We start from the raw sequence: 21,865 nt of genomic DNA, 5'->3' as shown, positions 1-21,865 counted from the left end.
TATTCGGAGCAAATCGTGACGTTCGCTAACCTTTCGGAATTATATCTTCATTTTGACCAACTGGCAGAGCGTGATGCAGATGCCGATACACTTTTTGCCTCTAGCTATATTCGAGGCTTTATTGCTTTGGTGGCGAGCGAAACGGGTGATGAGTCACAACCGCTTAGCAGTCAGTTGGCAACCAGTGTGACAGAGCAGCTAGGTAAAGCAAAAGCTGAGCTTTCGCCACAAGACCAAGTGATCGTTAGCAACTATTGGCAGTCTCTATTGACGAGTTTTTCGCTCTAAGAATTTCTAATTTTAAACGCTTAGCTCGCACCGTACTTACCTTTGATAATATCTTTAATAACAAAGCGGTTGGCGGCTAAATTAAAACGCATTTTACTAGGCAAAGGGTAGGGCTGGTTGCATAAATCAGCCACTAACATATCGCTCACTAATGGTGCTGAACACAACCCGCGAGCACCGAGTCCCGACATTACATAAAGGTTTGAATAATAAGGAGCTGGCGAGTTGATTTTCCAGTTCTTATCTTGTGCCAATTTTCCATACAAAGCAGGGTACTCGTCCGTTTTCGGCATTGGGCCGGCAATCGGTAAATGATCTGGCGTCATTGCTCTTAAACGTGCCTTTTGGCCAACGATACTGCTTTGAGCAATTGTTTCTAGCTCTGGCATGCTTTGGCTTATCATCTCGATATTGTAGGTATCATCTACGCTGCGAACCTCAATATCTCTGTCGTTTTTGTCAAATGTGGCACCAATGCAGAATTTTTCGTTATTAGCCGGTGTCATATAGCCTTTATGGCAGATCACTGTGTTTAATTGATGATCGGGGCTCGCAATAGCGACTTCAGAAACTTGGCCACGCACAGGGTATTGCGGCAATTGGCTAATTGGCGCGAGTTGATCGCTATCAGCGCCACCACAAACCACCAATGTCGATGCGATAAGCTCTCCCTTATTGGTTTGTAGTTGCCAGCGCTGGTCGTCAAGTTGGGTTAACTGCTCGACCTTGGTATTGGTGCGTATTTTCACTTGGCCAATCTTGCTAGCTGCGTTAAACAATGCGCTAACGAGCTCTGCGGGTGCAATCCAGCCAGCCTGAGGAATAAACATGCCGCCGTTGGAGAGGGTTACACCGGCAATTTGTGAGGCTTGCTGCACGTCTAAACTGTGAATAATATCGTGCGGCCACACAGGTGCACTCGAAAATTTTGCTTGGCGCTTTTGTAAAGCCTCTTTGTATGAAAGCTCAAGTAAGCCGCACCAAGCGTGAGCAAACTCGTAACCTTGAGCAACTAGTTCATCATAAAAGGCGCGAGCCCTAGCTAATGCGTGTACATAGAACTCACTGATTTCGTCACGCTGTAGATGAATAAGCGGATACAAGGCGCCAATTGCATTGCTTGAAGCACCTTGTGCAATCGCTTCATCTTTGCAAATCACGCTAACTTTTACCCCCTGCTGGGCAAGCTGATAAGTTAAACAAGCTGCGGCAATGCCACCACCGATAATCGTCACGTGCTGCGCTTTGGGCTGATTGGTTCTAAGTAAGTACCCTTTGCCAGAAATTGGAGACTGTTGAAACTTCGCGACTAAGGTTTGATTCTTTTTACCTGCGGTCTTTTTCTTGGCAACGCGAAAACCAACGTGGGTAAGACGGCGACGCACAAACCCCGCAACGGTAAAGGTAGCTAATGTTGCATCTTCTGCCGACAGGCGAGCGATTTGCTCGAATAATGCTTCACTCCACATCGCTGAGTTTTGAGAGGGTGAAAAGCCGTCGAGATACCAAGCGTTTATTTTGGCGTGTTTGGCTAGCTTTAGCTTGGCAAAACCTTGCGTTGCATCGTCAAATAAAACCGTTAGTTTTAGCTTGCCGTTAAATAGCGAAATATCACAGCGTTGCTGCGGGCGCTCAGGGTATTGGGCTAGCACTTTAGCTATTAGTGGTTGTAAATCAGTCCACATGGCTAAGCTTTGCTTGATACTCTCACTAGATAGCGGGTATTTTTCAACACTAATAAAGTGCACATCTGTAACTTTATCTCCACCAAGTTTAGCGATTAACTGCTGCATTTTTGCGGCAGTTAGGAAAAAGTTCAAGCCAGTGCCAAAGCCTGTTTCGCCAATAATTAATGGGGTATTTGTCCCTAGTAGGCGCTCACTAATTTGGTTGCCACGCAGGAAAACTTGCTCACTTTGTTGGCAGCCAGATTCAGTATCAAAATAAATATCGTCAAACTGTAATGAATATGGGGCACCATTGTCTTGGTAGGTTATATTTTGAAAGTCTTTGGGTGAGTCGTTAGACGCGTTGTCGTTGTGATGGTTGCTAGCTTGGGTCACAGGAACTAATGAGAATGAATCGATCTTATTAATATTTTAACGCGTAACAACAGCCAAAGTCATTGTCAAAAACAGCGACAATGCACCAGTGATGAATTATGCTGGAATACGCTGGGTGAATTGGCGAGCAGGTGCGTTATTCATGGTTGAAAATAATTCAGCGTACATTTGTACACTGGATAGACCAGCCTGAGTAAAAAAACTCGCTATGATATGCCCGTTTTTACAAATTATTATGGTTTAGATAAATGAAACGTGTCGTGATCACAGGATTGGGTGTTGTATCAAGTATAGGTAATGACGCCAAGGAAGTTTTAACATCATTAAAAACAGGGCGCTCTGGTATTACTCGCTCAGAAAGCTTTGCCGAAGTTGGCTTGCGCAGCCAAGTTTGGGGCAAACCAGAAATTACCTTAAAAGACCACATCGATCGCAAAGCGATGCGTTTTATGGGCGATGCCTCTGCTTACGCATACATTGCAATGAATCAAGCCATTGAAGACGCAAAATTAACACCAGAACAAGTTTCGAATATTCGCACTGGTATTGTTGCGGGCTCTGGTGGCGCATCTTCGGCAAACGTGGTTTCGTCAGCAGATACTTTACGTGAAAAAGGCGTAAAACGTGTTGGTCCTTATGCTGTGCCTAAAACCATGTCGAGTACTATTTCTGCATGTTTAGCAACACCGTTCAAAATTCTTGGTGTGAACTATTCAATTAGTTCCGCTTGTGCAACATCAGCGCACTGTATTGGTCATGCGATGGAGCTTATTCAGTTAGGTAAGCAAGACATCGTATTTGCGGGCGGTGGTGAAGAAGTAGATTGGTCACTTGCCATGATGTTTGATGGTATGGGCGCTTTATCTACCAAGTACAACGAAACACCAGAGCAAGCTTCTCGCACTTATGATGCCGATCGCGATGGCTTTGTTATTTCAGGTGGCGGCGGTATGGTCGTTGTAGAAGAGCTGGAACACGCATTAGCACGTGGTGCCCATATTTATGCTGAAATTGTTGGCTATGGCGCAACTTCAGATGGTTACGACATGGTGGCACCAAGTGGTGAAGGCGCTGTGCGTTGTATGGAAATGGCAATGCAAGATGTTGAAGGTGATATTGATTACTTAAACACCCATGGCACTTCGACGCCTGTTGGTGATGTGAAAGAGCTAGGTGCGATTCAACAAGTATTTGGTGAAAAGTCGCCGATGATCAGTGCGACTAAAGCCATGACTGGCCACGCACTTGGCGCTGCTGGCGTACACGAAGCTATTTACTCAATCTTGATGATGGAAAACAACTTTGTTGCACCATCAATCAATGTCAACAACCTAGATGAAGAAGCACAAGGCTTGAACATCGTTACTGAAGCGCAAGATGCAGAGCTGAACTTAGTGATGTCAAACAGCTTTGGTTTTGGTGGTACAAACTCAACACTTGTGATGAAAAAATATCAGTCATAAGTGGATTAGCTTTTTACCTGTGAAGGTAGCATCGGTTTAGTCGCTTATTTTATAGTTCTTAAGATTGATATTAAACCGTAACGTAAGCTCCGTTAGCCCAATTCTTATGGGTTACGGGGCTTTTTAACAATAACGCCCCCTCAAAATTAAGCGCAGTTTTTGCTCTGTTCATTTATTGCAAACTACACAGGCCCTTGTTTGTATTGTCGCTGTTTCTAGAGAAATACCGAAAATCACTCGATTGTCGATATCCGAATCAAAATTGATTTAGTATCATGAGGTTAGTTTTATTTCGATAGCGGTTGGACTGTGCAGGAACAACAAACTCATTGGCAGAAATGCAAACTCTATTTCACTCGGCTGGCCATTAAGCTCGCGATGCGTTTTAAGTGGCTTAAAGCGGCTCGTTATAGCCAAGAAGAGTTAAATGAGTTGCTCGCTGCCAACTTTCCACAAACCATCCCATTACCTTTCGCTAATAGTCAGGGAGAGCTGACAATACTTAATGCTGAGCTTACGATGCCCTTAGCGCAAGACAAGCTTCACATTCAGCTACTTTGTGCCATGAGTATTAGTGTCGCGCAGCGTGATATTTATCGCGCCCATTTAGTCGCCACAGGCAGTGTGTTGCCTTATTTCGACACCGAAGAGCGTGTGATACGAATTCGAGACATGCAACTGGCTGAAATACGCTTAGTCAACGATGATTATGCTTTTATTGGCTCAACGACAGACTTAGTGACCTTGTTTATGCCAAAGCCGTTTAAGTACTTGTTGCTAAGTACAGTGCAATTAACATTTTCGCTGCTTAAAGGCGTTGTGCCTAACGACCTGTTGAATTACTTAAGTCTATACTCGTCAGGCAGTAAGCAACGAGTGCTCGACTATCATAAACCAGAAATAGAAAACACCTTGGTCGATAAAGTAGAGCAAGAAGACTGGTTTTACGAGCTTGATGAAAGTGACTTTGAAGAGCAGATATTTGCTGAATACGGTCAACATATTGCAGTTGAAGATGGGCACTTAGTGTTTAAGTTTCATTTAGACTAGGGCGTGTTGATCTTTCGAGATTGAATTTTGTTCAATCTAAACGCTTTCTGATCGCGGCGCTCGTTTTGTCGCATAGTCGTTCTATGTAAAAAGCGAGCAACAAAGAGCAGGAGGCGTTTAGATGAACCCGCAGGGCAGCGTCTGTTTGAATTTTCTACTGTGTTGGCACTTATTTATGGAGAATGACTACACTGCATAAATGCCGCCTTGTATAAAACCCAAACAGACTGCTGCAAAAACAACCCTGAAAGATCAACACGCCCTAATACCCATTTCATTATTACTTAATCTTAGTGACAGGTTAAAACGCTCATTAGCTAGGTTGTTATTTTTGAAATTAGAGCAACTAACTAGTTACCAAAAAATCACGCTTGCCTATATAGGTGCAGTTACTTAGGTTTTACAGTGAGCATAAAGCCTGTGTTTATAAACCTTTTTCCCACCCCATAATTGGTCAGTTCATTAATTCTATAGGTATAAAAAAGGGTTAACCTAAGTTAACCCTTTCAAATAGAGGAAGTGGTAAATTGAATGCCTGTTTGGTTTCAACGCCAGTGATGCAAAATAACACGCACATAAGGCGCGTTATTTGCGTGTAGCATGTCCGTTAGGCTACATTCACTTTGTTGTCCTGAAATTCGTCTTCAATCACGCATTGTGAGCCAAATCTAGCTAACTCGCCGAGATCATCAGTGGTTAACTCAGGGTTGCTAACACTGTCTGATAAGAGTTCAAATGCTTCCTGAAAATAGCTAGCAAGCGGCTCGAGAGATTTAATTTTTCTGTCAGAGCATACTAAACCTATTTCTGCTTTATCGCGGTAAGTCAGTAGCGTAATGTTAACGCCACCACCCGGCGTTAACACCGAGATTGGGTAAAAGTTATTAACGCGACTACCACCAAAGTAAAGGTCTTGTCTTGGGCCTGGTACATTGGAAATCAGAATATTACCAATGGGGCGATGCAAATCTGACAGCTTTAACGCTTCAAAAACTAACGCAAACCCTTGAATTACGATAGTGTAAGCCGTGAGCGCTGCTGGGTTGATACGGCGTGCTACTTTTTTCACTATGCTGTGATTTTCAATAATTTGACGTAAGCGTCGATATGGGTCTTTTTGGCCATAAGCTAGCTGTACTGGCAAAATGGCAATTTTATTACCACCAGCGGCCTCTCCGGGGCGGCGCAAGTTGATCGGCATTTGCGTGATCAGTGGTCGACCAAATTGCTGACCATGATCTTTTAAGAACTTATGGACGCCAATATCAAAGCAACAGAGGAAAACCTCATTCACAGATGCCCTGAGCTGAATAGCCAACTTCTTGACCTCAGTAAAGTCTAAATAGGTGGTGGCTACCACTCTGCCAGCAGTAACTTGGCCAGTTAGCATGGTTTTAGTGCCCGCAAACGGGATGGGCATGTAAACAGGGTTTATTCGCAAGATCTTCAGCAGCAAGAAGAAGGTAATAATGCCTAAGTTTACAACTGTCACTAAACTGAGCCAAAGTGCTTTGATCGCTACAGCAAATGGATTTTGTGCCACTCTTGGCTTAGATTCTCGTGGTTTTGCCCAAAACGGAATAAATTCTTCCTCGGCACTTTTGGGGTATGCTGCTTGTAACCAAGTGATCAGCGATGCGCCGTCGCCATACATATGATGAATTTTGAAGTAAATGGCAAACTCTTGACTGTCTGGTGCTTCAATAATATGCAGTTGCCACAACGGCTTATCGCGATCAAGCATAGGCTCGTGTAGCTTAGCGGTAAAATTGTGCAGCGCGACTTTGTCTTTGATATCCTCAACTTGATGGAACTTAACGTGGTATTCCATGTTAAGGCTGGTTACCGCTTTAAACCTAAGCGCGATATGACCAAATGCAATAACCCGTTGATTATAAGGGGCAACCCCTTGATCGTGCTGCCGCAACTTATTGGCGAGCTGCTGACAATAATCGTCAGCAGCTCCTTCTGGCTTAGTTAATATTTGTAAACACGCGACGTGTTTAGGGTTATCAGTTGTCTCGGTGAGCCAAAACGAGCGATCTAGTAAGGATAATCTTTTTGCCATAATAACTTCCTCTTAGTTATGGGTTTACTACATGCTTTTTGTTTGCCAATTACTTTTTTACTAATTGCTATTTATTTGCCGATTAATCGTTGCCACCTTCATCATCGGTGCACCTGGCGCCTAACGAATGACAATAGCAGGTCAAGAAGTGGCGAGCTTCTCTAACAAATTTTCGCCTTGCTGTTCATCACTAGAGTTTGCTGCCTGCCGACTAACCGCGGCAATGGCATCAGCGCGTTCTTGTTCATTTAGTGTTAAGTAAGGCGCAATCGCTTGATAAATCCAACCAAGACTTTGCATACTGGCGTCTTCCATCGCCACGTCTTTGCTGGTTAAGTGAAAATAATTTTGCGATTGGGTGAAAATAAGTGTGATTAATTGCGTTAGCGATCGTCGCTGCTCAGGTGTAGCTTGGAGAATTTGCTGCTCTTGAAAATGATCGAGAATGGCGGCCACTGCCTGTTCTTTGCTTTTAAGTAGTTTATTGAAATTACGCGAAATAGCTGGGTATTTCAGAATTAAATCGGTTGGGTTGCGGTAGATGAATCGATAAATGTTACCGCTTTCTAACAATTGGTATAGGTAATAAAAGAAGCTTTCAATGGTGAGTTTGTCGCTACTGGGAGAAACTAATATTTTACTCGTTTTAGCGAGATAAATATCAAACAGGGCGCTGACAATCACTTCCTTACCACGGAAATGGTAGTACAAATTGCCAGGACTAATATCCAACTCAAGCGCGATGTCGACACAGGTGACATTCGCTTCTCCTTGCTGGTTAAATAGCTCTAGGCTGGTCAGCAGAATTTTTTCTGCTGTTTTCATTGTTCTTTATCCATTATCAGAACCCTTATTTTATGCTTACCCTGGTCAAAATCCTTTATTGAGCATAAGCTTACATTGTTATGTTGGCATAAAAATATACATCAGCTGTATTACGCCAGCTAAGCCCCCTAGCACAGAGCCAGTGACAATCAATTTCCACTCGTCTTGCTTGTATGCCGGACGCAGCACATTTTCAAATTCTGCAGGAGACAACGACTGCATTTTCTCGCGTAAATCATCGCCAATATTAAGTGCCGAATCGGCGTAATCGTGCATATAAAGCAAGAATTTTTCTGAGCTATCAAAAATGCGTTTTACCGCGAGCGCTTTCATTTTGAAATAATTATCAGCACCTAAGCCAAGACCAATATAAGGTTGGCCGATAGCAACATAGCGTTCTATGGCGTCATTGACATGCAGTTCAACAAGTTCCCAAAGTTGCTCTGCGCCAGAGCCATAAAGCACAGTACTGATGATGTTTTCCGAATTCATCAGTTTGCGCTCAATAAGATGTGAGTACACTTTAGCAACTTCATCTTGACGCTTTAAAAACATCCCTTGCAGATTCCAAGGACCAACTTTTATGGGATCTTTCGGTTCAAAAATAATTTGTAGGGCGATCCAGTTAGTCAGGTAGCCGACCAGCAGCCCACCAAGCGGTAAAATCCACCAATCTTGGAAGAAGTACCAACACACCATGGTCGGAATGCCTAGCAGGAAGCCAAAATACAAACCTGAACGTATAATAAAAGGGAATTCTTTGTTGCCAGCGGTTAAAAATATTTCGTTGATAAGGGCAGGGTGGGCGATTAGGTAATCAACGACTAACTCTTTGATATCGAGGATTTCAGTTGCGTTGTGTTGAAAATCTCTGACTAGCTTTTCAACCACGTTGGGAATGTCTGCTTCAACGCGAGCGTAGACTAAATTTTTGCCTTGTGCGGGTAATGATGCCCAGACCTTAGGTGCTGATTCTTGCATCACATCATTAATGATTTTTCTCAGCACTTGCTTGAGGCGTCGCTCTATTGCTTGGCTGATTTTATCTGGCTCTAGACGAGAAACTAGGTCTTCAACACTCAGTAACTTACCGAGTAGTAAATCTACCGATATTTCCGCCATTTCTTTGCGTTTTTGTGGGATGAGGCCTTGCCAGCCAAGATAAGGTGCTTTGATGCCGACAAACTGAATGGGGTAAAACATCATTTTGACGGCGAGATAATTTGTAAGCCAACCAACAATCGCACTGACAATAGGGATTAATAAAAGTAATTGGTGCTCAATGATCCATTCCATGCTTAAGTGCTGTACATCCTGACTCTGCGACTGCAAACATATTTAAAATACAAAGTAATACATAACCACTTCAGCCGTGAAGTGTCAACGAAAAATATATTATATCCACTATTAGTATTGCAATTAAGGTAGGTTAATTTTATTCAACCATGATTTAAATCAATAAAAAACAACAGATTAAAAATAACTTTTTATAAAACAGTCGTTACATGCGAGTTTGATTAAGAGATTAAGTTAATTTAATGTTAATGGCTGATTTTTAAGCTTATTTATATCGTATTAATGACATAAATAAGATTTATTTGTTTCAGTTACACACACGAAAGCCCTGATTACGCAGTAAAAATAACCAATATTAGGTGGTTATTTCTAGAAAATTCGCGTTTACTTCGGGGTAACTAACAAGCGGATGAGCGATATCGAATGAGTATTATGGCTAATAGAAAGTTAAACGAAGTTGAAGTTGCCATTGCAAACGCTAAAACCTACCAAGAATATAAAGAGGCCAGCCTAGAGCATGACCGACTATCTGGGGCTGATGAGTGGCGCGCAGAAGAAACGTGTAAGCTTTACGATTACAGCTTAATTCGCAAAAGGGTTAATCGTATTCGTGATGCAAAAGCAAAAAAAGACTCTGCGGGATTAATGTTTATTTTGCATGAAGGTATTCATGGAAATTTAGGCAACATTGCCAACCCTGAGCTTAATCGCTTTGCACGCATTGGCACTAAAGTCTTGATTGAAGAGTTTTTGGATGAAGTATGCTCTGCGATGGAGTTTATTTTCAATGCCAAGGATGAAGAGGTCGACTTCTACGATAAACTGGCATTTTTTGAAGAAACCGCCCATGCCTACGGCCAAAGCTGCTTAATGTTAAGTGGTGGTGCAAGCTTAGGCTTCTTTCATGTCGGCGTTATTCGCACGCTAACTGAACACAATTTAATGCCAAATGTAATATCGGGTGCTAGTGCGGGTTCGATTATGGCGTCGCTAATCGCCACGCGTACCGATGATGAACTACTCGATATTTTAACTTCAGAGTCTATTTACGAGCGCTTTCATCAGTGGGGCGTATGGCAGGGCTTTTTAAAAGATTCGCTGTTTGATAGCACTAACTTAGAAAACGCGTTAATTGAATTGTTCGATTTAACCACGTTTGAAGAAGCTTATTTAAAAACAGGGCGTCATGTAAGCGTGACGGTTTCACCTGCTGACTTGCATCAATATTCACGCTTATTAAATGCTCGTACGTCACCCAATGCAATTATCACCCAAGCTGTGCGTGCTTCTTGTGCCGTACCATTTTTGTTCTCACCAGTGCAATTAAAAGCCAAAAATCGCGCGGGTGAAATTGTGCCTTATATTCCTAATCGCAAGTTTGCCGACGGCTCGGTAATGGCAGATATGCCCTTTAATCGGTTAGCTCGTTTGTACGGTGTGAATCACAGTATTGTAAGCCAAATTAACCCGCTAGCAGTGCCATTCCTACCGCGCACTAAGCAGCATAGTAAAGGGATTTTTGCGGTGACTAAGCGCCATGTCGCGAATATGGTTAAAACTAATAGTATTTATGCCTGTGACGTGGTTGAAAACATGGTTTCAGGTCGTACCGCTAAAATGGCAATCCACAAGGTGAGATCGGTAGTAGAGCAGCAGTACGTTGGTGATATTAATATTCTGCCTGGCCGTAAAATTGCTAACTTAAAGCACTTGCTGATGAACCCAACCGTGGAAAGCATAGACGCACTTACTCATATGGCAGAACGTGCGACATGGCGACAATTGTCATTAATTGAGCGCAGCACGCGGATCAGCAAAACATTTAGAGGGTACCTAAACCAACTAAGAGAGCAGGAAAAACTGCGCCTGCATTGGAGTCATCAAGGCGGTGAAAGGCCAAGCATGCCGCCGCAGGCTTAACCTAACTACGTCTTAACTTGAACTGTCAGATTTGATTAATCGGACTCAATTAAATCTGACAGTCACATTTTCTGCCAATAGCTGGTGGGAAAGAGGCGTTACGCTCTAAGTATGAGTTGTCTAAAATTGCCGAGCAAAAATGAGTTTCAGCCAACTGTCACACGTTTAACTCATATGCATTGCTTGCTGAATGTTACTCTGCTTTATGGAAATGTTGTTCTGCATAATCCGTTGTAATTCTGATGCCTTTTTCCATTTTCACAATGATCGCTTTATTAGCAAGTACAGTAAAGTCTTCTAACTTAACCTCAACACTCCCTTCAGCAACTGAAGCCAGTTCATTTTCCCATATTGACTCAGTTGAAACGGTTAAAGGAACGTTTTTAGGAACAAAGATCTCAACATTATTACGATATATTTGAATACTTTCATTTGTTAGAGCTTCCATTTCTTTTGCAGAGATAGAAATATCTGAGGCAATTGACGCAGATGTTAAGAACAAGCCACTTCCTAACGTTACAAAAAGTGATAAGAGCGCTGCAACTTTCGCTTTGAAGTAGCTTTTGGTTTTTTCTGGTTCTGAGTGAAATAGTTCACTTAGCTTTATCTCTAAACATGATGCCAACGCTTTGATTGTTTCAGGAGAACCTGTCCCATTATTTTCAACTCTTTGAATCGTTCTTAAACTCAAGGCACTTGCATCAGCCAAATGTTGCTGGCTCCAAGCTCTAGCTTTTCTCTCTTTTACAACTTTTTCAGAGTTAATCTTCATTTCCATTTTTTATTTCTCTCAAGAAAAGATTTGAGCTTTATCTTGTTAAGAAATTCCTATTTTGTATACGACATTGTTACGTCACCTTTACGTCAGACGACTGTAATTGGCCATGAATGCCAAACTTTCTATAAAGATAGAGCAGTATATTAAGTAGACGTTTCAGTAATGTCCATCTGCTGATAACAATGGGATAAAACCTCATAACTACCTTTAGCGGGAGATCATTGAGGTGAAATATTAGTATTTAGCAATATGGGTGATACTTTAGGTTAAAGTCTATTTTGCTGACTAGCAGTCACCTTTTGTAAAAGGCTAAAACTTAAGTGGGAGCTGGACGTGGACTTCTACAAATAAAAAAGAGGGGGATATTGGGCAATATTGCACTTGCTGATTAGCACAATATTTCAGTAAATTAATGCTGATTTACCCAAAACTGCACCCCATTGGCATTGAATGGTGACACTGTGAATGACCATAAATTTGCCATAATCGCTTGATTTTCAATCTAGTTACACAACTTACGGTAATACATAGCTGCAGAACAAGTTTCGTTAGCATTTACTAAGCTTTCAAATAGTAATGTGTTTACTATTCGGTAACCGGTTTAGCTTTTGCGGTTGAAGCTCGCGTTGCTCTTTTGGTTGTGGTTGCTTTTTTCGCAGTAGCTGGCTTTCTCGCGGTTGTTTTACGCGGAGTTGCTTTTGTAGCAGGTTCTACATCAGCTTTTGTCGCAGCTTCTTTTGTTGCTGGCGCAGGCGTTGCTTTTGCAGTTGCTGCTTTAGTTGTTGTTTTCGGTGCAGCGGTGACTTCTGCTAAACGAGCGTCGACCAGTTTAGTGATAGCTTCAGTCAAGGCATCAACTTTTGCTTCTAACTCAGCAAGTTTTGTATCAGCATCTGAATCAATGCCTAGCTTGCTTTTTAAGCTTGCAATTTTCTCGTCAAGCTGGTTGTTGCTTTTAACTTTCTCTTTTAAATCCGATTCGATTTTTTCGCCGCTTTCAATCAAGTCATTTACAAACTTGTTGGTGTCGTCCAAGGTTACTGCCACTTTGTTGGAAATATACTCCCAGCCTTTGGCGTAACCGCCAACGGTAGCGTAAAGCGCTTGACGACTCGCTTTTTCTAAATCCTTTATTTTGCTCATACTAGACTCCTAAAATGACAAGAACTGACCGCCTAGGCGGTCAGTTCTTAAACAAATTTACTTTTCAAGCTTACCTAACGCTTCTGTTAAGGTGTCAATTTTAGCTGAAAGCTCTTCGATTTTTTTGTTGGTGTCGTCGTTGTCTAAGCCTAACTTAGCACGTACTTCGCTAACGCGAGTTTCAACGTTTGTTTTAACGTTTTCTTTCTCGGTTTTGTACTTTTCTTTAGCGTCCGCTTCTAACTTCTCACCTTTTTCAACAAGTTCGTTGAACATTTTAGTTGCTTCAGTGTTTAGCTTTTCATATTGGCCTTGCGCTTCGTCAAAACCTTTACCGTATGCACCAATGCCAGCTAACCAGATTTTGCGAGCTAACTCTTCAGCTTGGTTTACTTTATCTTTGATTGTGTCGATTGTTGACATGATTTCTATCTCCTTGGTTGAGTACGATTGAGATAATAAAAAAGTAAATTAGAAAGCGCTGTCTAAAGCGCAAAAAAATGTTGAATAATTTGGGTTTGTTATTTTTAAAATAGTAAAAACAATAATTTAGTCGTTACTTCTGATTGCAGGTGAACGCAATAGTGCATAGTTAGTAGATTAGTTAAAAGAATTAACAAGTTAAATCAAACTGCAACCACTTTATTTGGGGTAGAATGCCGCGATTATCGTATTTAATGTACTTGTGACAAATTATGAAAATATTCTTCGATGAAAATATGCCGTTCGCACGTGAGTTTTTTTCCGAGCTTGGTGGCGAGCAACATCAACTGGTCCCATTTAAAGGCCGCGAGCTAAATGCTCAGCAGTTGATTGATGCGGATGTGTTGCTTGTTCGCTCGATCACAAAAGTGAATGAGGCATTGCTTGCTGACGCCCAGCAATTAAAGTTTGTGGGTACAGCAACAATTGGCGTTGACCATGTTGATCAGAAGTACTTAGCTGAGCGTGACATTAAGTTTTCATCGGCACCTGGCTGCAACGCTATTTCTGTAGCGGAATTTGTGATCAGTAGCTTGGTGGTGCTGGCGGAGCGCTACCAATTGTCATTATCTGATAAATCGGTTGGCATTGTCGGGGCTGGTAATACCGGCTCTAGGCTTGCTGAAAAGCTTACTGCTTTAGGGATTCGTTATAAGTTGTGCGATCCACTATTGGCGGATGCTGGCGATAATCGTGAGTTTGTCTCGCTAGACGAGGCGTTAGCCTGCGATATTGTGTCACTGCACGTGCCACTGACTCGCAGCGGCGAACACCCAACCTTTCATTTGCTTGATGAAGTAAAATTGCGTGCTTTTAACGAGCAGCAAATTCTTATTAACGCTTGTCGTGGCGAGGTGATTGATAACCAAGCATTGTTAGCTCTCAAACAGCAAGGCCATGGGCTCACCTTAGTCATGGATGTTTGGGAAGGCGAGCCAAATGTGTTAAAGGACCTTATCCCTTTTGCTGATATAGCAAGTGCCCATATTGCTGGTTATAGCTTAGAAGGAAAAGCTCGTGGTACACAAATGTTGTATCAGGCAGTATGTCGAATGCTAGAAATTGAAGGTAATAAGCAGTTAGCCGACTTTTTACCTAAGCCAAATATTGGCAGTGTTAAATTAAATCCAGATGGAAAAAGAAATCAGGAATTTGATGAAATATTGCTAAACCAGTTGGTAAAAATGGTATACGATGTCAGGCGTGACGATGGCATCTTTCGTCAACAACTCTCTCGCTTTGGCTTTGACCATATCCGAAAAAATTACCCAGTACGTCGGGAATTTTCTTCGTTGGCAATTTCAGGCGAAAACAGCTCATTGAATACGCTGGTTCAACTGGGCTTTAATAGGCTGACTGATAACGCCTAAATATTAGCAAAAATAAGATAAACGTAAGATAGAGGAAGAGAAATAGCATGGCGCAAAAATATGATGTATGTGTACTTGGTGCAACGGGACTGGTGGGTAAAACCATTATTGAAATTCTTGAACAACGTGACTTTCCCGTAAACAAACTCTATCCACTTGCGAGTGCGCGCTCTGCTGGTCAGTTTATTGAATTTAACGGTGAAAGCATTGAAGTGCTTGATGCTGACAATTTTGATTGGAGCCAAGCGCAAATTGGTTTCTTCTCAGCAGGTGGTGCTACGTCAGCAAAATATGCCCCAATGGCAGGTGATGCAGGCTGCATCGTGATTGATAACACGTCAGAATTTCGTTATGAACCAGACATTCCGTTAGTTGTACCAGAAGTAAACCCTGGTGCACTAGCTGATTACCGTAACCGCAATATTATTGCTAACCCTAACTGTTCAACCATTCAGATGATGGTGGCGTTAAAACCAATTCAGGACGCTGTTGGTATTGATCGCATCAATGTTTGTACTTATCAGTCAGTTTCTGGTGCTGGTAAGGAAGCAATGGATGAGTTAGCCAAACAATGTGCTGACCTGTTAAGTGGCAAGCCGGTTGAAAGTAAAAGCTTCTCACGTCAAATTGCCTTTAATGTGATCCCGCAAATTGATGTGTTCCAAGATAATGGTTACACCAAAGAAGAAATGAAAATGGTGTGGGAGACTAAAAAGATTTTTGGTGATGAAAATATTTTGGTTAACCCAACCGCTGTACGTGTACCAGTATTCTATGGCCATGCCGAAGCTATTCACATTGAAACGCGCACACAAACTTCAGCTGAAGAAGTAAAAGCCTTACTCAGCCAAGCACCAGGTGTGGTGTTATGTGAAGACGACCAAGACTTCCCAACACAAATTGGTGATGCGAGCGGTAAAGACGAAACTTTTGTTGGCCGTATTCGCGAAGATATTAGCCACCCGAATGGCATTAACTTATGGGTTGTGGCAGATAATGTGCGCAAAGGGGCGGCAACAAACAGTATTCAAATTGCTGAGTTATTAATTAAAGAATACTTGTAATACACATTACAAAAATTCGTAAAGAAATAGAGGGGTTAGCCGTTAACATTAGCGGTTAACCCTTTTTTTGTTGCCGTTTATTTACGCTGTTCTTGGTAGAAAGTGATTAATTTCTTGATCAAGGACAGGGTTTTACCGCTTGCTACGCATATCTATTTATCGCTAGCATGGACGTTAGCCGAGACTTGGAATAAACTTTGCTTTGCTCTAGCTGGGTGGAACCGCCAGTTTTTTGGCAATTTATTAGAATAATTAGGAAAGACTTAATGCTGCGCTTACTTAGCCTGTGCTTATTGCAGGTGTTAATCGTTGGACTTTTATTGGCGAGTACGCCTTCGGTTTCAGCACAAGATGCCGGAATTCGAATTCGCGGGCCCAAAAGCACAGATGTTTTTCCTCATGACCGCTATGGGCCTATAACCAGCAGCGATACACTATGGAAAATCGCGTTAGCGATCCGACCAGACCCTTCAGTGACGGTTTATCAAGTCATGCAAGCCTTGTATGAGATGAACCCAAACGCCTTTGCAGATAACAACCGTAATCACTTAATTAATGGCCAGTATTTACTGGTTCCACCCATTGAAAAAATTCGTCTGATTGACCCTTATATCGCCAAAAATAGTGCGGTAAGTGACGACAAAAAGTGGCAAGGAAAAATTGCCAAAAAAGCTGAGCCAGTGGTGCCAATCAAACCGGAAGAATTGGTTGTTAAAAAGAAAGATCTAGACGCAGCTAAAGGCGAAATTAATCAACAACTACAAACCTATGACACCGAGCAGCGTCAAAAACTCGATACTATTCAACGTGATGTTTTAGACTCGATTGATGGCCTTCAAGCGATTTTGCAAGAAAATGAGGCGCTGCGTCAGCGACTTGCCAACTTCAATGACCAATTAACCTTAATGCAAGGTGAAGTGGCAAAAGGGCAAGAAGTTAAGGCACAAATGGATAGTATGCTGCAGCTGCAAAAAGAGTTGTTAGCTAAAGCTGAAGAGCGCGAACGCCAATTGTTGCTAGAAAAGCAGCAAGCCGAGCTTGAGCAGCAAAATTGGATGTCGAGCTTGTGGTTCAAAGTGCTAATGGGTACTTTGCCAGCGCTATTAATCGCTGGCGTAATTGCCTTCTTTATTGGCCGCAAAAAGCAAACAAAAGAACAACCAGTCGAAGAAATGACGCTGGAAAAACCAGCAACGCCACCAGAAGCTTCAGCGCCAGAAGTAGCAAGTGAAGCAATAGAGGAAGACTTATCGCTTGATGGCGAGCTGTCGCTTGATGATGAGCTTTCCATTGATCTAACTGAGTCGGACGATGAAACAGATGATTTATTCTCTGACGATATCGACGATCTTGGTGATGACTTGCTTGATGATGATTTAAGCGATGAAGTTATTCATTTAGACGATGAGCTAGATGAACTAGATGACCTAGAAGATATTTCGCTTGATGATGACTTGGAAAAAGTTGAAGAAGAAAGTGAGCCGCTAGAAAGTGGTGAGCTCGATCAAAGCATGCTCGATGATCTGCTTTCGGGTGATGATGGTAGCGAGGATGGCGACGCAGATAATAAGGTAGAAGAGGAAGGCGAGGCACTTGATGGTGGTCAACTAGATCAAAGTGATCTTGACGATCTGCTTTCGGGGCTTGGCGCTGATGATGAAAGCTCAGCTGAAGATGAAGCTGACGATCTAGTTGCTCTAGAAGAAGATAGTGAGCCGTTAGCTGATGGTGAACTGGGACAAGATGACCTTGACGCATTACTTTCTGGTGCGACTGATGATGTTGCTGATGCCGATGCACCAGCTGCGCCGGAGGCAAGTGCTGCTGATGAGATTCCAGACGGCGCCGATGTTACAGACCCAGACGATATCGATGCGCTTTTAGATAGTATCAATGACGATGCACCAGCTGCGCCGGAGGCAAGTGCCGCTGATGAGATTCCAGATGGCGCTGATGTTACCGACCCTGATGATATTGATGCGCTTTTAGATAGCATTAATGGTGATGCACCTGTTACGCCAGAAGCGACCGAGGCAAGTGTTGCTGATGAGATTCCAGACGGCGCTGATGTTACCGATCCAGACGATATCGATGCGCTTTTAGATAGTATCAATGACGATGCACCAGAAACGACCGAGGCGAGTGCTGCTGATGAGATTCCAGATGGCGCCGATGTTACCGACCCAGACGATATTGATGCACTTTTAGACAGCATTAATGGCGATACACCAGCGGCGGCCGAGGCAAGTGCTGCTGATGAGATTCCAGATGGCGCCGATGTTACCGACCCTGACGATATTGATGCACTTTTAGATAGCATTAATGGCGATGCGCCAGCGGCGACCGAGGCAAGTGCTACTGATGAAATTCCAGATGGCGCTGATGTTACCGACCCAGACGATATTGATGCGCTTTTAGATAGCATTAATGGCGACAGTGAGACGCAGCAAGTATCACAAGTTGACGACAGTGATATGGAGATCACCGATCCGGACGATATTGATGCATTGCTTAACAGCATCAACGGTGAAACGGGTGATAGTGGTGCAGACTCTGATGCTGGCGACGCTGAATTAGCGGCCGATCAATTGTCAGAAAATATTGATGTAAACGATGCTGCTGATATCGACCAATTGTTAGATTCAGATGAAGAAGAGCTATCTGAACATCACGCGCAAATAGAGGCATTTACCGAAGAGTATGTAGCACCATTTTTAAATGCCGACTTTAGCGACATGCTTGTCGATGAAGCTGATACTGAAAGTGAAACTGATGCTATGTCGGAGCCTTCTGCTACTGATGACACGGTTGATGAAGCTCAACTAGAGGTGACAGAGCCTGAAGTGCAAGCTGAAGCAGAAATAGCTGCAGATGAAATGTCAGATGACATTGATATCGACAACCTTATTGCCGATGTTCAGGCGGATCTTGATGAAGAACAAGCTGACGATGAGCTAGATATTGGCGATGACTTATTATCAGGTATAGAAACTAGTGATTTAGCGGCAGAAACTGAGCGTTCTGATTTAGATAAAGAACTTGAAGCAGCTACTGATGACTTGCTGGACATCGAAAGTACTGAAGCATTGCAAGATAGCCAAGGTGATATAACTGCGGATTTAGCAACTGACTTTGATGAATCAACCCTGTCAGAATTGCTCAATGACGAAAAAGACGTTGATGCGACAGTGGAATTATCGCCAGACTTTACTGACAGCAACGTACTTGCCGATTTGTTAGCTGAAGGCGAAGCTGAGCGAGAAGAAGTCACTGAAGCGAATGAGATTGACGATATACAAGAGCTTGATAGCTTAGACTTTGATGAACTACTGGCCAACATTGAAGAAGAGTCAACATCATCTGATGACGACAGTGGCTTTGATTTATCTGATGAGTTAGATATTGGTGATGAACTTGTGATTGAAGATAGTTCAGCGCATGATAACCCGTTAGCAGATGAGCTGGAAAATGAGTTAGAAATTGATCTGCTTGATGATACAAGTCAAACGTCACAATCAAATGAAAATAAGGACGATGACTTTGTTTCCGTTGATTCTCTGTTATCTGACAGCTTGCAGCCAAGCTCGAGTGAGCCATATCAAAAAACTAATATCGACGTCGGTTTAAGTGAATTCCCAGAATTTACCAACGACGTGAATGATATTGACGTTGATGACGACGATAACGGAATTGCCGCTAAATTAGATCTCGCTAAGGTTTATTTAGAAATTGGTGACAATGAAAATGCTGAAGTCATCCTAATGGATGTCGTTGATAATGGTGATGCTCAACAGCAATACGAGGCGCAGCAATTGTTGGAAAATCTCAAATAATTGATTAACCTTATCTAAGGCGGGGCAGCCAAAGACATAAAAAGTCGCTTAATAAAAAGCGACTTTTTTTATGTCTTTGGCAAAGGGCTATCCACTATGGCAATCAGCTTTTAAATCTAGGATAATGCGCGCCAAATTATTTGGAGGCAAGCATGCGGTACGCGCTCGGTATAGAATACGACGGCACAAAATATTGTGGTTGGCAAAAACAGAATCACTCACCTAGTGTGCAAGAAACACTAGAAAAAGCGTTGTCACGTATCGCCGATGAACCAATAGAAGTCGTTTGTGCAGGTCGCACTGATACTGGGGTTAATGCCACCAATCAAGTGATTCACTTTGACACAAGCAAAACTCGAAAAGATGTTGCTTGGACGCTTGGGGTGAATACTAACTTACCAAAAGATATCGCTGTGCGTTGGGTTAAATCAGTCGATGAAGATTTTCACGCCAGATTTAGCGCAACCGCGAGACGCTATCGCTACGTCATCAATAACTCACCATTTAGACCAGCAATTCTTTCAACTGGTGTTACCTTTTGTCACCACCCGTTGGATGAAAAAGCGATGCATCAAGCGGCGCAAGTATTGGTTGGCGAGAATGACTTTACTTCGTTCCGCACTGTACATTGTCAAGCCAATTCACCCGTGCGTACCTTGTACCATTGCAATGTTACGCGGGTCGGTGATTTTCTAGTGTTAGACGTAAAAGGCAATGCATTTCTGCATCATATGATTCGCAATATTGCCGGTAGTTTAATGCGTGTCGGTCGCGGCTTAGAAACCATCGACTGGATAGCAGAAGTACTGGCGGCTAAAAATCGTTGTGTCGCTGGCATGACGGCAAATGCTGGTGGCTTATACTTTGTGGACGTGGATTATCCAGAGCAGTTTGCTATTCCAAAACGCCCACTTGGGCCACTCTTTTTACCAGATTAACCATATCCACTATTTCTTGCGGGACTATTACTTGCTGGACTGCTTACTGGCGAGCACTTAAAGCGAGCTTTATTGGTACACGAAACCGTATTCAAGCGTTAGCTAGGATAAAAACCGCTATTTGTCTAACAAACCAGACCAGTTTTTTATAACTATCTGCATGATTCTATGGTTTAATCCTGCGATTCACTAGTTATTTATAGGCGCTTGGTGCAAAATTGGTTAACTATCGGTTAACTCAGCATAGGCAAAATGCCGTGCGACCAACCGTCCTGATTTCATTGCAATAGGCACAGTTAATTTATGAGCTGGATAGAAAAGATTCTCCCAAAAGCAAAGGGAACACAAAAAAGAAACATTCCAGAAGGCGTGTGGACAAAATGTAGTGCTTGTAACGCCGTACTGTATAAAGCTGAAGTAGAACGTCAGCAGTTTGTTTGTCCAAAGTGTGATCATCATATGCGCATCTCTGCGCGCAAACGCATTGAAAGCTTCCTTGATCAAGGCGAGCGCGTTGAAATTGGTGCAGAGCTAGAGCCACAAGATATTCTTAAGTTTAAAGACTCTAAGCGCTATAAAGATCGCATTTCATCGGCGCAAAAATCAACCGGTGAGAAAGATGCTTTAGTGGTAATGCGTGGTGAGCTTAATGGCATGCCTGTTGTTGCTGCCGCATTTGAATTCTCTTTCCTTGGCGGTTCAATGGCATCTGTTGTTGGTGCTCGTTTTGTGCAAGCTGCAGAATACTGTTTAGAGCACAACCTGCCGTTGATTTGTTTTTCTGCCAGTGGCGGTGCTCGAATGCAAGAGGCATTGTTCTCATTAATGCAGATGGCGAAAACCAGTGCAGCGTTGGCCAAAATGAGTGAGAAAGGCTTGCCTTATGTGTCTGTACTGACTGACCCAACCATGGGCGGTGTCTCGGCGAGTTTAGCAATGCTAGGCGATATTAACGTTGCTGAGCCGAAAGCACTAATTGGTTTTGCAGGCCCGCGTGTTATCGAACAAACGGTACGCGAAAAGCTACCTGAAGGATTCCAACGCAGCGAGTTCTTGTTAGAGAAGGGCGCGATTGACATGATTGTTGACCGCCGTGAAATGCGTGCAACTCTGGGCCGTATGCTGGCGAAATTTACGGGTCAGCCAAGCCTTGAGCAAGCTGATAGTAGCTCTGTAGAGCAGCCAAAAATAGAAGAACCAGAAGCAGAGTAACTCGTAGTTTTACAAAAACTGTTTTGCTGATGCTTTTTACTAACGCTATTACACTAAATAGCTGATTTGCT

General features: G+C 42.8%; 16 protein-coding genes. 9 read left to right on the top strand and 7 right to left on the bottom strand.

The window, feature by feature from the left end; genetic code table 11:
- Positions 1-15 precede the first annotated feature (15 nt).
- Positions 16-288, top strand: a complete 273-nt coding sequence (locus ACSLUR_RS11895) for a YfcL family protein (RefSeq protein WP_448554786.1) — start codon at positions 16-18, stop codon at positions 286-288.
- A 20-nt stretch (positions 289-308) separates the two neighbouring features.
- Here ACSLUR_RS11895 and mnmC read toward each other — a convergent pair whose 3' ends face one another.
- Entirely contained in the window at positions 309-2,351 is a 2,043-nt protein-coding gene (mnmC, locus tag ACSLUR_RS11890) for a bifunctional tRNA (5-methylaminomethyl-2-thiouridine)(34)-methyltransferase MnmC2/FAD-dependent 5-carboxymethylaminomethyl-2-thiouridine(34) oxidoreductase MnmC1 (protein WP_448554784.1), read from the bottom strand.
- A gap of 248 nt (positions 2,352-2,599) precedes the next feature.
- On the opposite strand from mnmC, the gene fabB reads away from it, so the two are divergent.
- Entirely contained in the window at positions 2,600-3,814 is a 1,215-nt protein-coding gene (gene fabB, locus ACSLUR_RS11885) for a beta-ketoacyl-ACP synthase I (RefSeq protein WP_116000899.1), read from the top strand.
- 309 nt (positions 3,815-4,123) lie between these two features.
- Entirely contained in the window at positions 4,124-4,864 is a 741-nt protein-coding gene (locus ACSLUR_RS11880; protein WP_448554781.1) for a hypothetical protein, read from the top strand.
- A 607-nt stretch (positions 4,865-5,471) separates the two neighbouring features.
- Here ACSLUR_RS11880 and ACSLUR_RS11875 read toward each other — a convergent pair.
- The 3 genes from ACSLUR_RS11875 to ACSLUR_RS11865 all read right to left on the bottom strand — a co-directional run bounded on the left by ACSLUR_RS11875 (position 5,472) and on the right by ACSLUR_RS11865 (position 9,053).
- Entirely contained in the window at positions 5,472-6,932 is a 1,461-nt protein-coding gene (locus ACSLUR_RS11875; RefSeq protein WP_448554779.1) for a wax ester/triacylglycerol synthase domain-containing protein, read from the bottom strand.
- A gap of 141 nt (positions 6,933-7,073) precedes the next feature.
- On the bottom strand, positions 7,074-7,757 hold the full coding sequence (locus tag ACSLUR_RS11870; RefSeq protein ID WP_448554777.1) for a TetR/AcrR family transcriptional regulator: 684 nt from the start codon (positions 7,755-7,757) through the stop codon (positions 7,074-7,076).
- A 78-nt stretch (positions 7,758-7,835) separates the two neighbouring features.
- Positions 7,836-9,053 (bottom strand): DUF445 domain-containing protein, encoded by a 1,218-nt coding sequence (locus ACSLUR_RS11865; protein WP_448554775.1) that lies wholly within the window; start codon positions 9,051-9,053, stop codon positions 7,836-7,838.
- Between the two features lie 432 nt (positions 9,054-9,485).
- Between ACSLUR_RS11865 and ACSLUR_RS11860 the strand changes: the two genes are divergently transcribed.
- Positions 9,486-10,973 carry a DUF3336 domain-containing protein gene (locus tag ACSLUR_RS11860; RefSeq protein WP_448554773.1) on the top strand — a complete coding sequence of 496 codons (1,488 nt, stop codon included), beginning with the start codon at positions 9,486-9,488 and terminating at the stop codon, positions 10,971-10,973.
- A 193-nt stretch (positions 10,974-11,166) separates the two neighbouring features.
- On the opposite strand, the gene ACSLUR_RS11855 is transcribed toward ACSLUR_RS11860, so the two are convergent.
- From ACSLUR_RS11855 to ACSLUR_RS11845, 3 genes are all read right to left on the bottom strand, one after another.
- Entirely contained in the window at positions 11,167-11,751 is a 585-nt protein-coding gene (locus ACSLUR_RS11855) for a helix-turn-helix domain-containing protein (protein WP_448554771.1), read from the bottom strand.
- Between the two features lie 585 nt (positions 11,752-12,336).
- Positions 12,337-12,894 carry a hypothetical protein gene (locus ACSLUR_RS11850; protein WP_448554769.1) on the bottom strand — a complete coding sequence of 186 codons (558 nt, stop codon included), beginning with the start codon at positions 12,892-12,894 and terminating at the stop codon, positions 12,337-12,339.
- A gap of 57 nt (positions 12,895-12,951) precedes the next feature.
- Positions 12,952-13,317, bottom strand: coding sequence for a phasin family protein (locus ACSLUR_RS11845; RefSeq protein ID WP_116000892.1), 366 nt, complete (start codon positions 13,315-13,317; stop codon positions 12,952-12,954).
- A gap of 272 nt (positions 13,318-13,589) precedes the next feature.
- Here ACSLUR_RS11845 and ACSLUR_RS11840 point away from each other — a divergent pair, with 272 nt between their 5' ends.
- The 5 genes from ACSLUR_RS11840 to accD all read left to right on the top strand — a co-directional run bounded on the left by ACSLUR_RS11840 (position 13,590) and on the right by accD (position 21,794).
- A complete protein-coding gene (locus tag ACSLUR_RS11840) occupies positions 13,590-14,747 on the top strand; it encodes a 4-phosphoerythronate dehydrogenase (RefSeq protein ID WP_448554766.1) in 1,158 nt (385 codons plus the stop codon).
- Between the two features lie 47 nt (positions 14,748-14,794).
- Positions 14,795-15,811 carry an aspartate-semialdehyde dehydrogenase gene (locus ACSLUR_RS11835; RefSeq protein WP_448554764.1) on the top strand — a complete coding sequence of 339 codons (1,017 nt, stop codon included), beginning with the start codon at positions 14,795-14,797 and terminating at the stop codon, positions 15,809-15,811.
- 266 nt (positions 15,812-16,077) lie between these two features.
- Positions 16,078-19,644 (top strand): FimV/HubP family polar landmark protein, encoded by a 3,567-nt coding sequence (locus ACSLUR_RS11830; RefSeq protein WP_448554762.1) that lies wholly within the window; start codon positions 16,078-16,080, stop codon positions 19,642-19,644.
- Between the two features lie 152 nt (positions 19,645-19,796).
- The gene (gene truA / locus ACSLUR_RS11825; RefSeq protein WP_448554760.1) at positions 19,797-20,582 is read left to right on the top strand and encodes a tRNA pseudouridine(38-40) synthase TruA; all 786 of its coding nucleotides are present in this window, start codon (positions 19,797-19,799) and stop codon (positions 20,580-20,582) included.
- Positions 20,583-20,885: 303 nt separating this feature from the next.
- The gene (gene accD, locus ACSLUR_RS11820) at positions 20,886-21,794 is read left to right on the top strand and encodes an acetyl-CoA carboxylase, carboxyltransferase subunit beta (protein WP_116000887.1); all 909 of its coding nucleotides are present in this window, start codon (positions 20,886-20,888) and stop codon (positions 21,792-21,794) included.
- Positions 21,795-21,865 lie beyond the last annotated feature (71 nt).

It is taken from the genome of Thalassotalea montiporae (assembly GCF_053485855.1).
The sequence above is the reverse complement of the archived record's forward strand: the minus strand, read 5'-3'. Positions and strand labels throughout refer to the sequence as shown.

Excerpts from the sequence above, each read along its gene's own strand:
- fabB (WP_116000899.1), top strand. The coding sequence starts at position 2,600 with ATGAAACGTGTCGTGATCACAGGATTGGGTGTTGTATCAAGTATAGGT.
- ACSLUR_RS11875 (WP_448554779.1), bottom strand. The coding sequence starts at position 6,932 with ATGGCAAAAAGATTATCCTTACTAGATCGCTCGTTTTGGCTCACCGAG.
- ACSLUR_RS11870 (WP_448554777.1), bottom strand. The coding sequence starts at position 7,757 with ATGAAAACAGCAGAAAAAATTCTGCTGACCAGCCTAGAGCTATTTAAC.
- ACSLUR_RS11865 (WP_448554775.1), bottom strand. The coding sequence starts at position 9,053 with ATGGAATGGATCATTGAGCACCAATTACTTTTATTAATCCCTATTGTC.
- ACSLUR_RS11860 (WP_448554773.1), top strand. The coding sequence starts at position 9,486 with ATGGCTAATAGAAAGTTAAACGAAGTTGAAGTTGCCATTGCAAACGCT.
- ACSLUR_RS11855 (WP_448554771.1), bottom strand. The coding sequence starts at position 11,751 with ATGGAAATGAAGATTAACTCTGAAAAAGTTGTAAAAGAGAGAAAAGCT.
- ACSLUR_RS11850 (WP_448554769.1), bottom strand. The coding sequence starts at position 12,894 with ATGAGCAAAATAAAGGATTTAGAAAAAGCGAGTCGTCAAGCGCTTTAC.
- ACSLUR_RS11845 (WP_116000892.1), bottom strand. The coding sequence starts at position 13,317 with ATGTCAACAATCGACACAATCAAAGATAAAGTAAACCAAGCTGAAGAG.
- ACSLUR_RS11840 (WP_448554766.1), top strand. The coding sequence starts at position 13,590 with ATGAAAATATTCTTCGATGAAAATATGCCGTTCGCACGTGAGTTTTTT.
- ACSLUR_RS11835 (WP_448554764.1), top strand. The coding sequence starts at position 14,795 with ATGGCGCAAAAATATGATGTATGTGTACTTGGTGCAACGGGACTGGTG.
- ACSLUR_RS11830 (WP_448554762.1), top strand. The coding sequence starts at position 16,078 with ATGCTGCGCTTACTTAGCCTGTGCTTATTGCAGGTGTTAATCGTTGGA.
- truA (WP_448554760.1), top strand. The coding sequence starts at position 19,797 with ATGCGGTACGCGCTCGGTATAGAATACGACGGCACAAAATATTGTGGT.
- accD (WP_116000887.1), top strand. The coding sequence starts at position 20,886 with ATGAGCTGGATAGAAAAGATTCTCCCAAAAGCAAAGGGAACACAAAAA.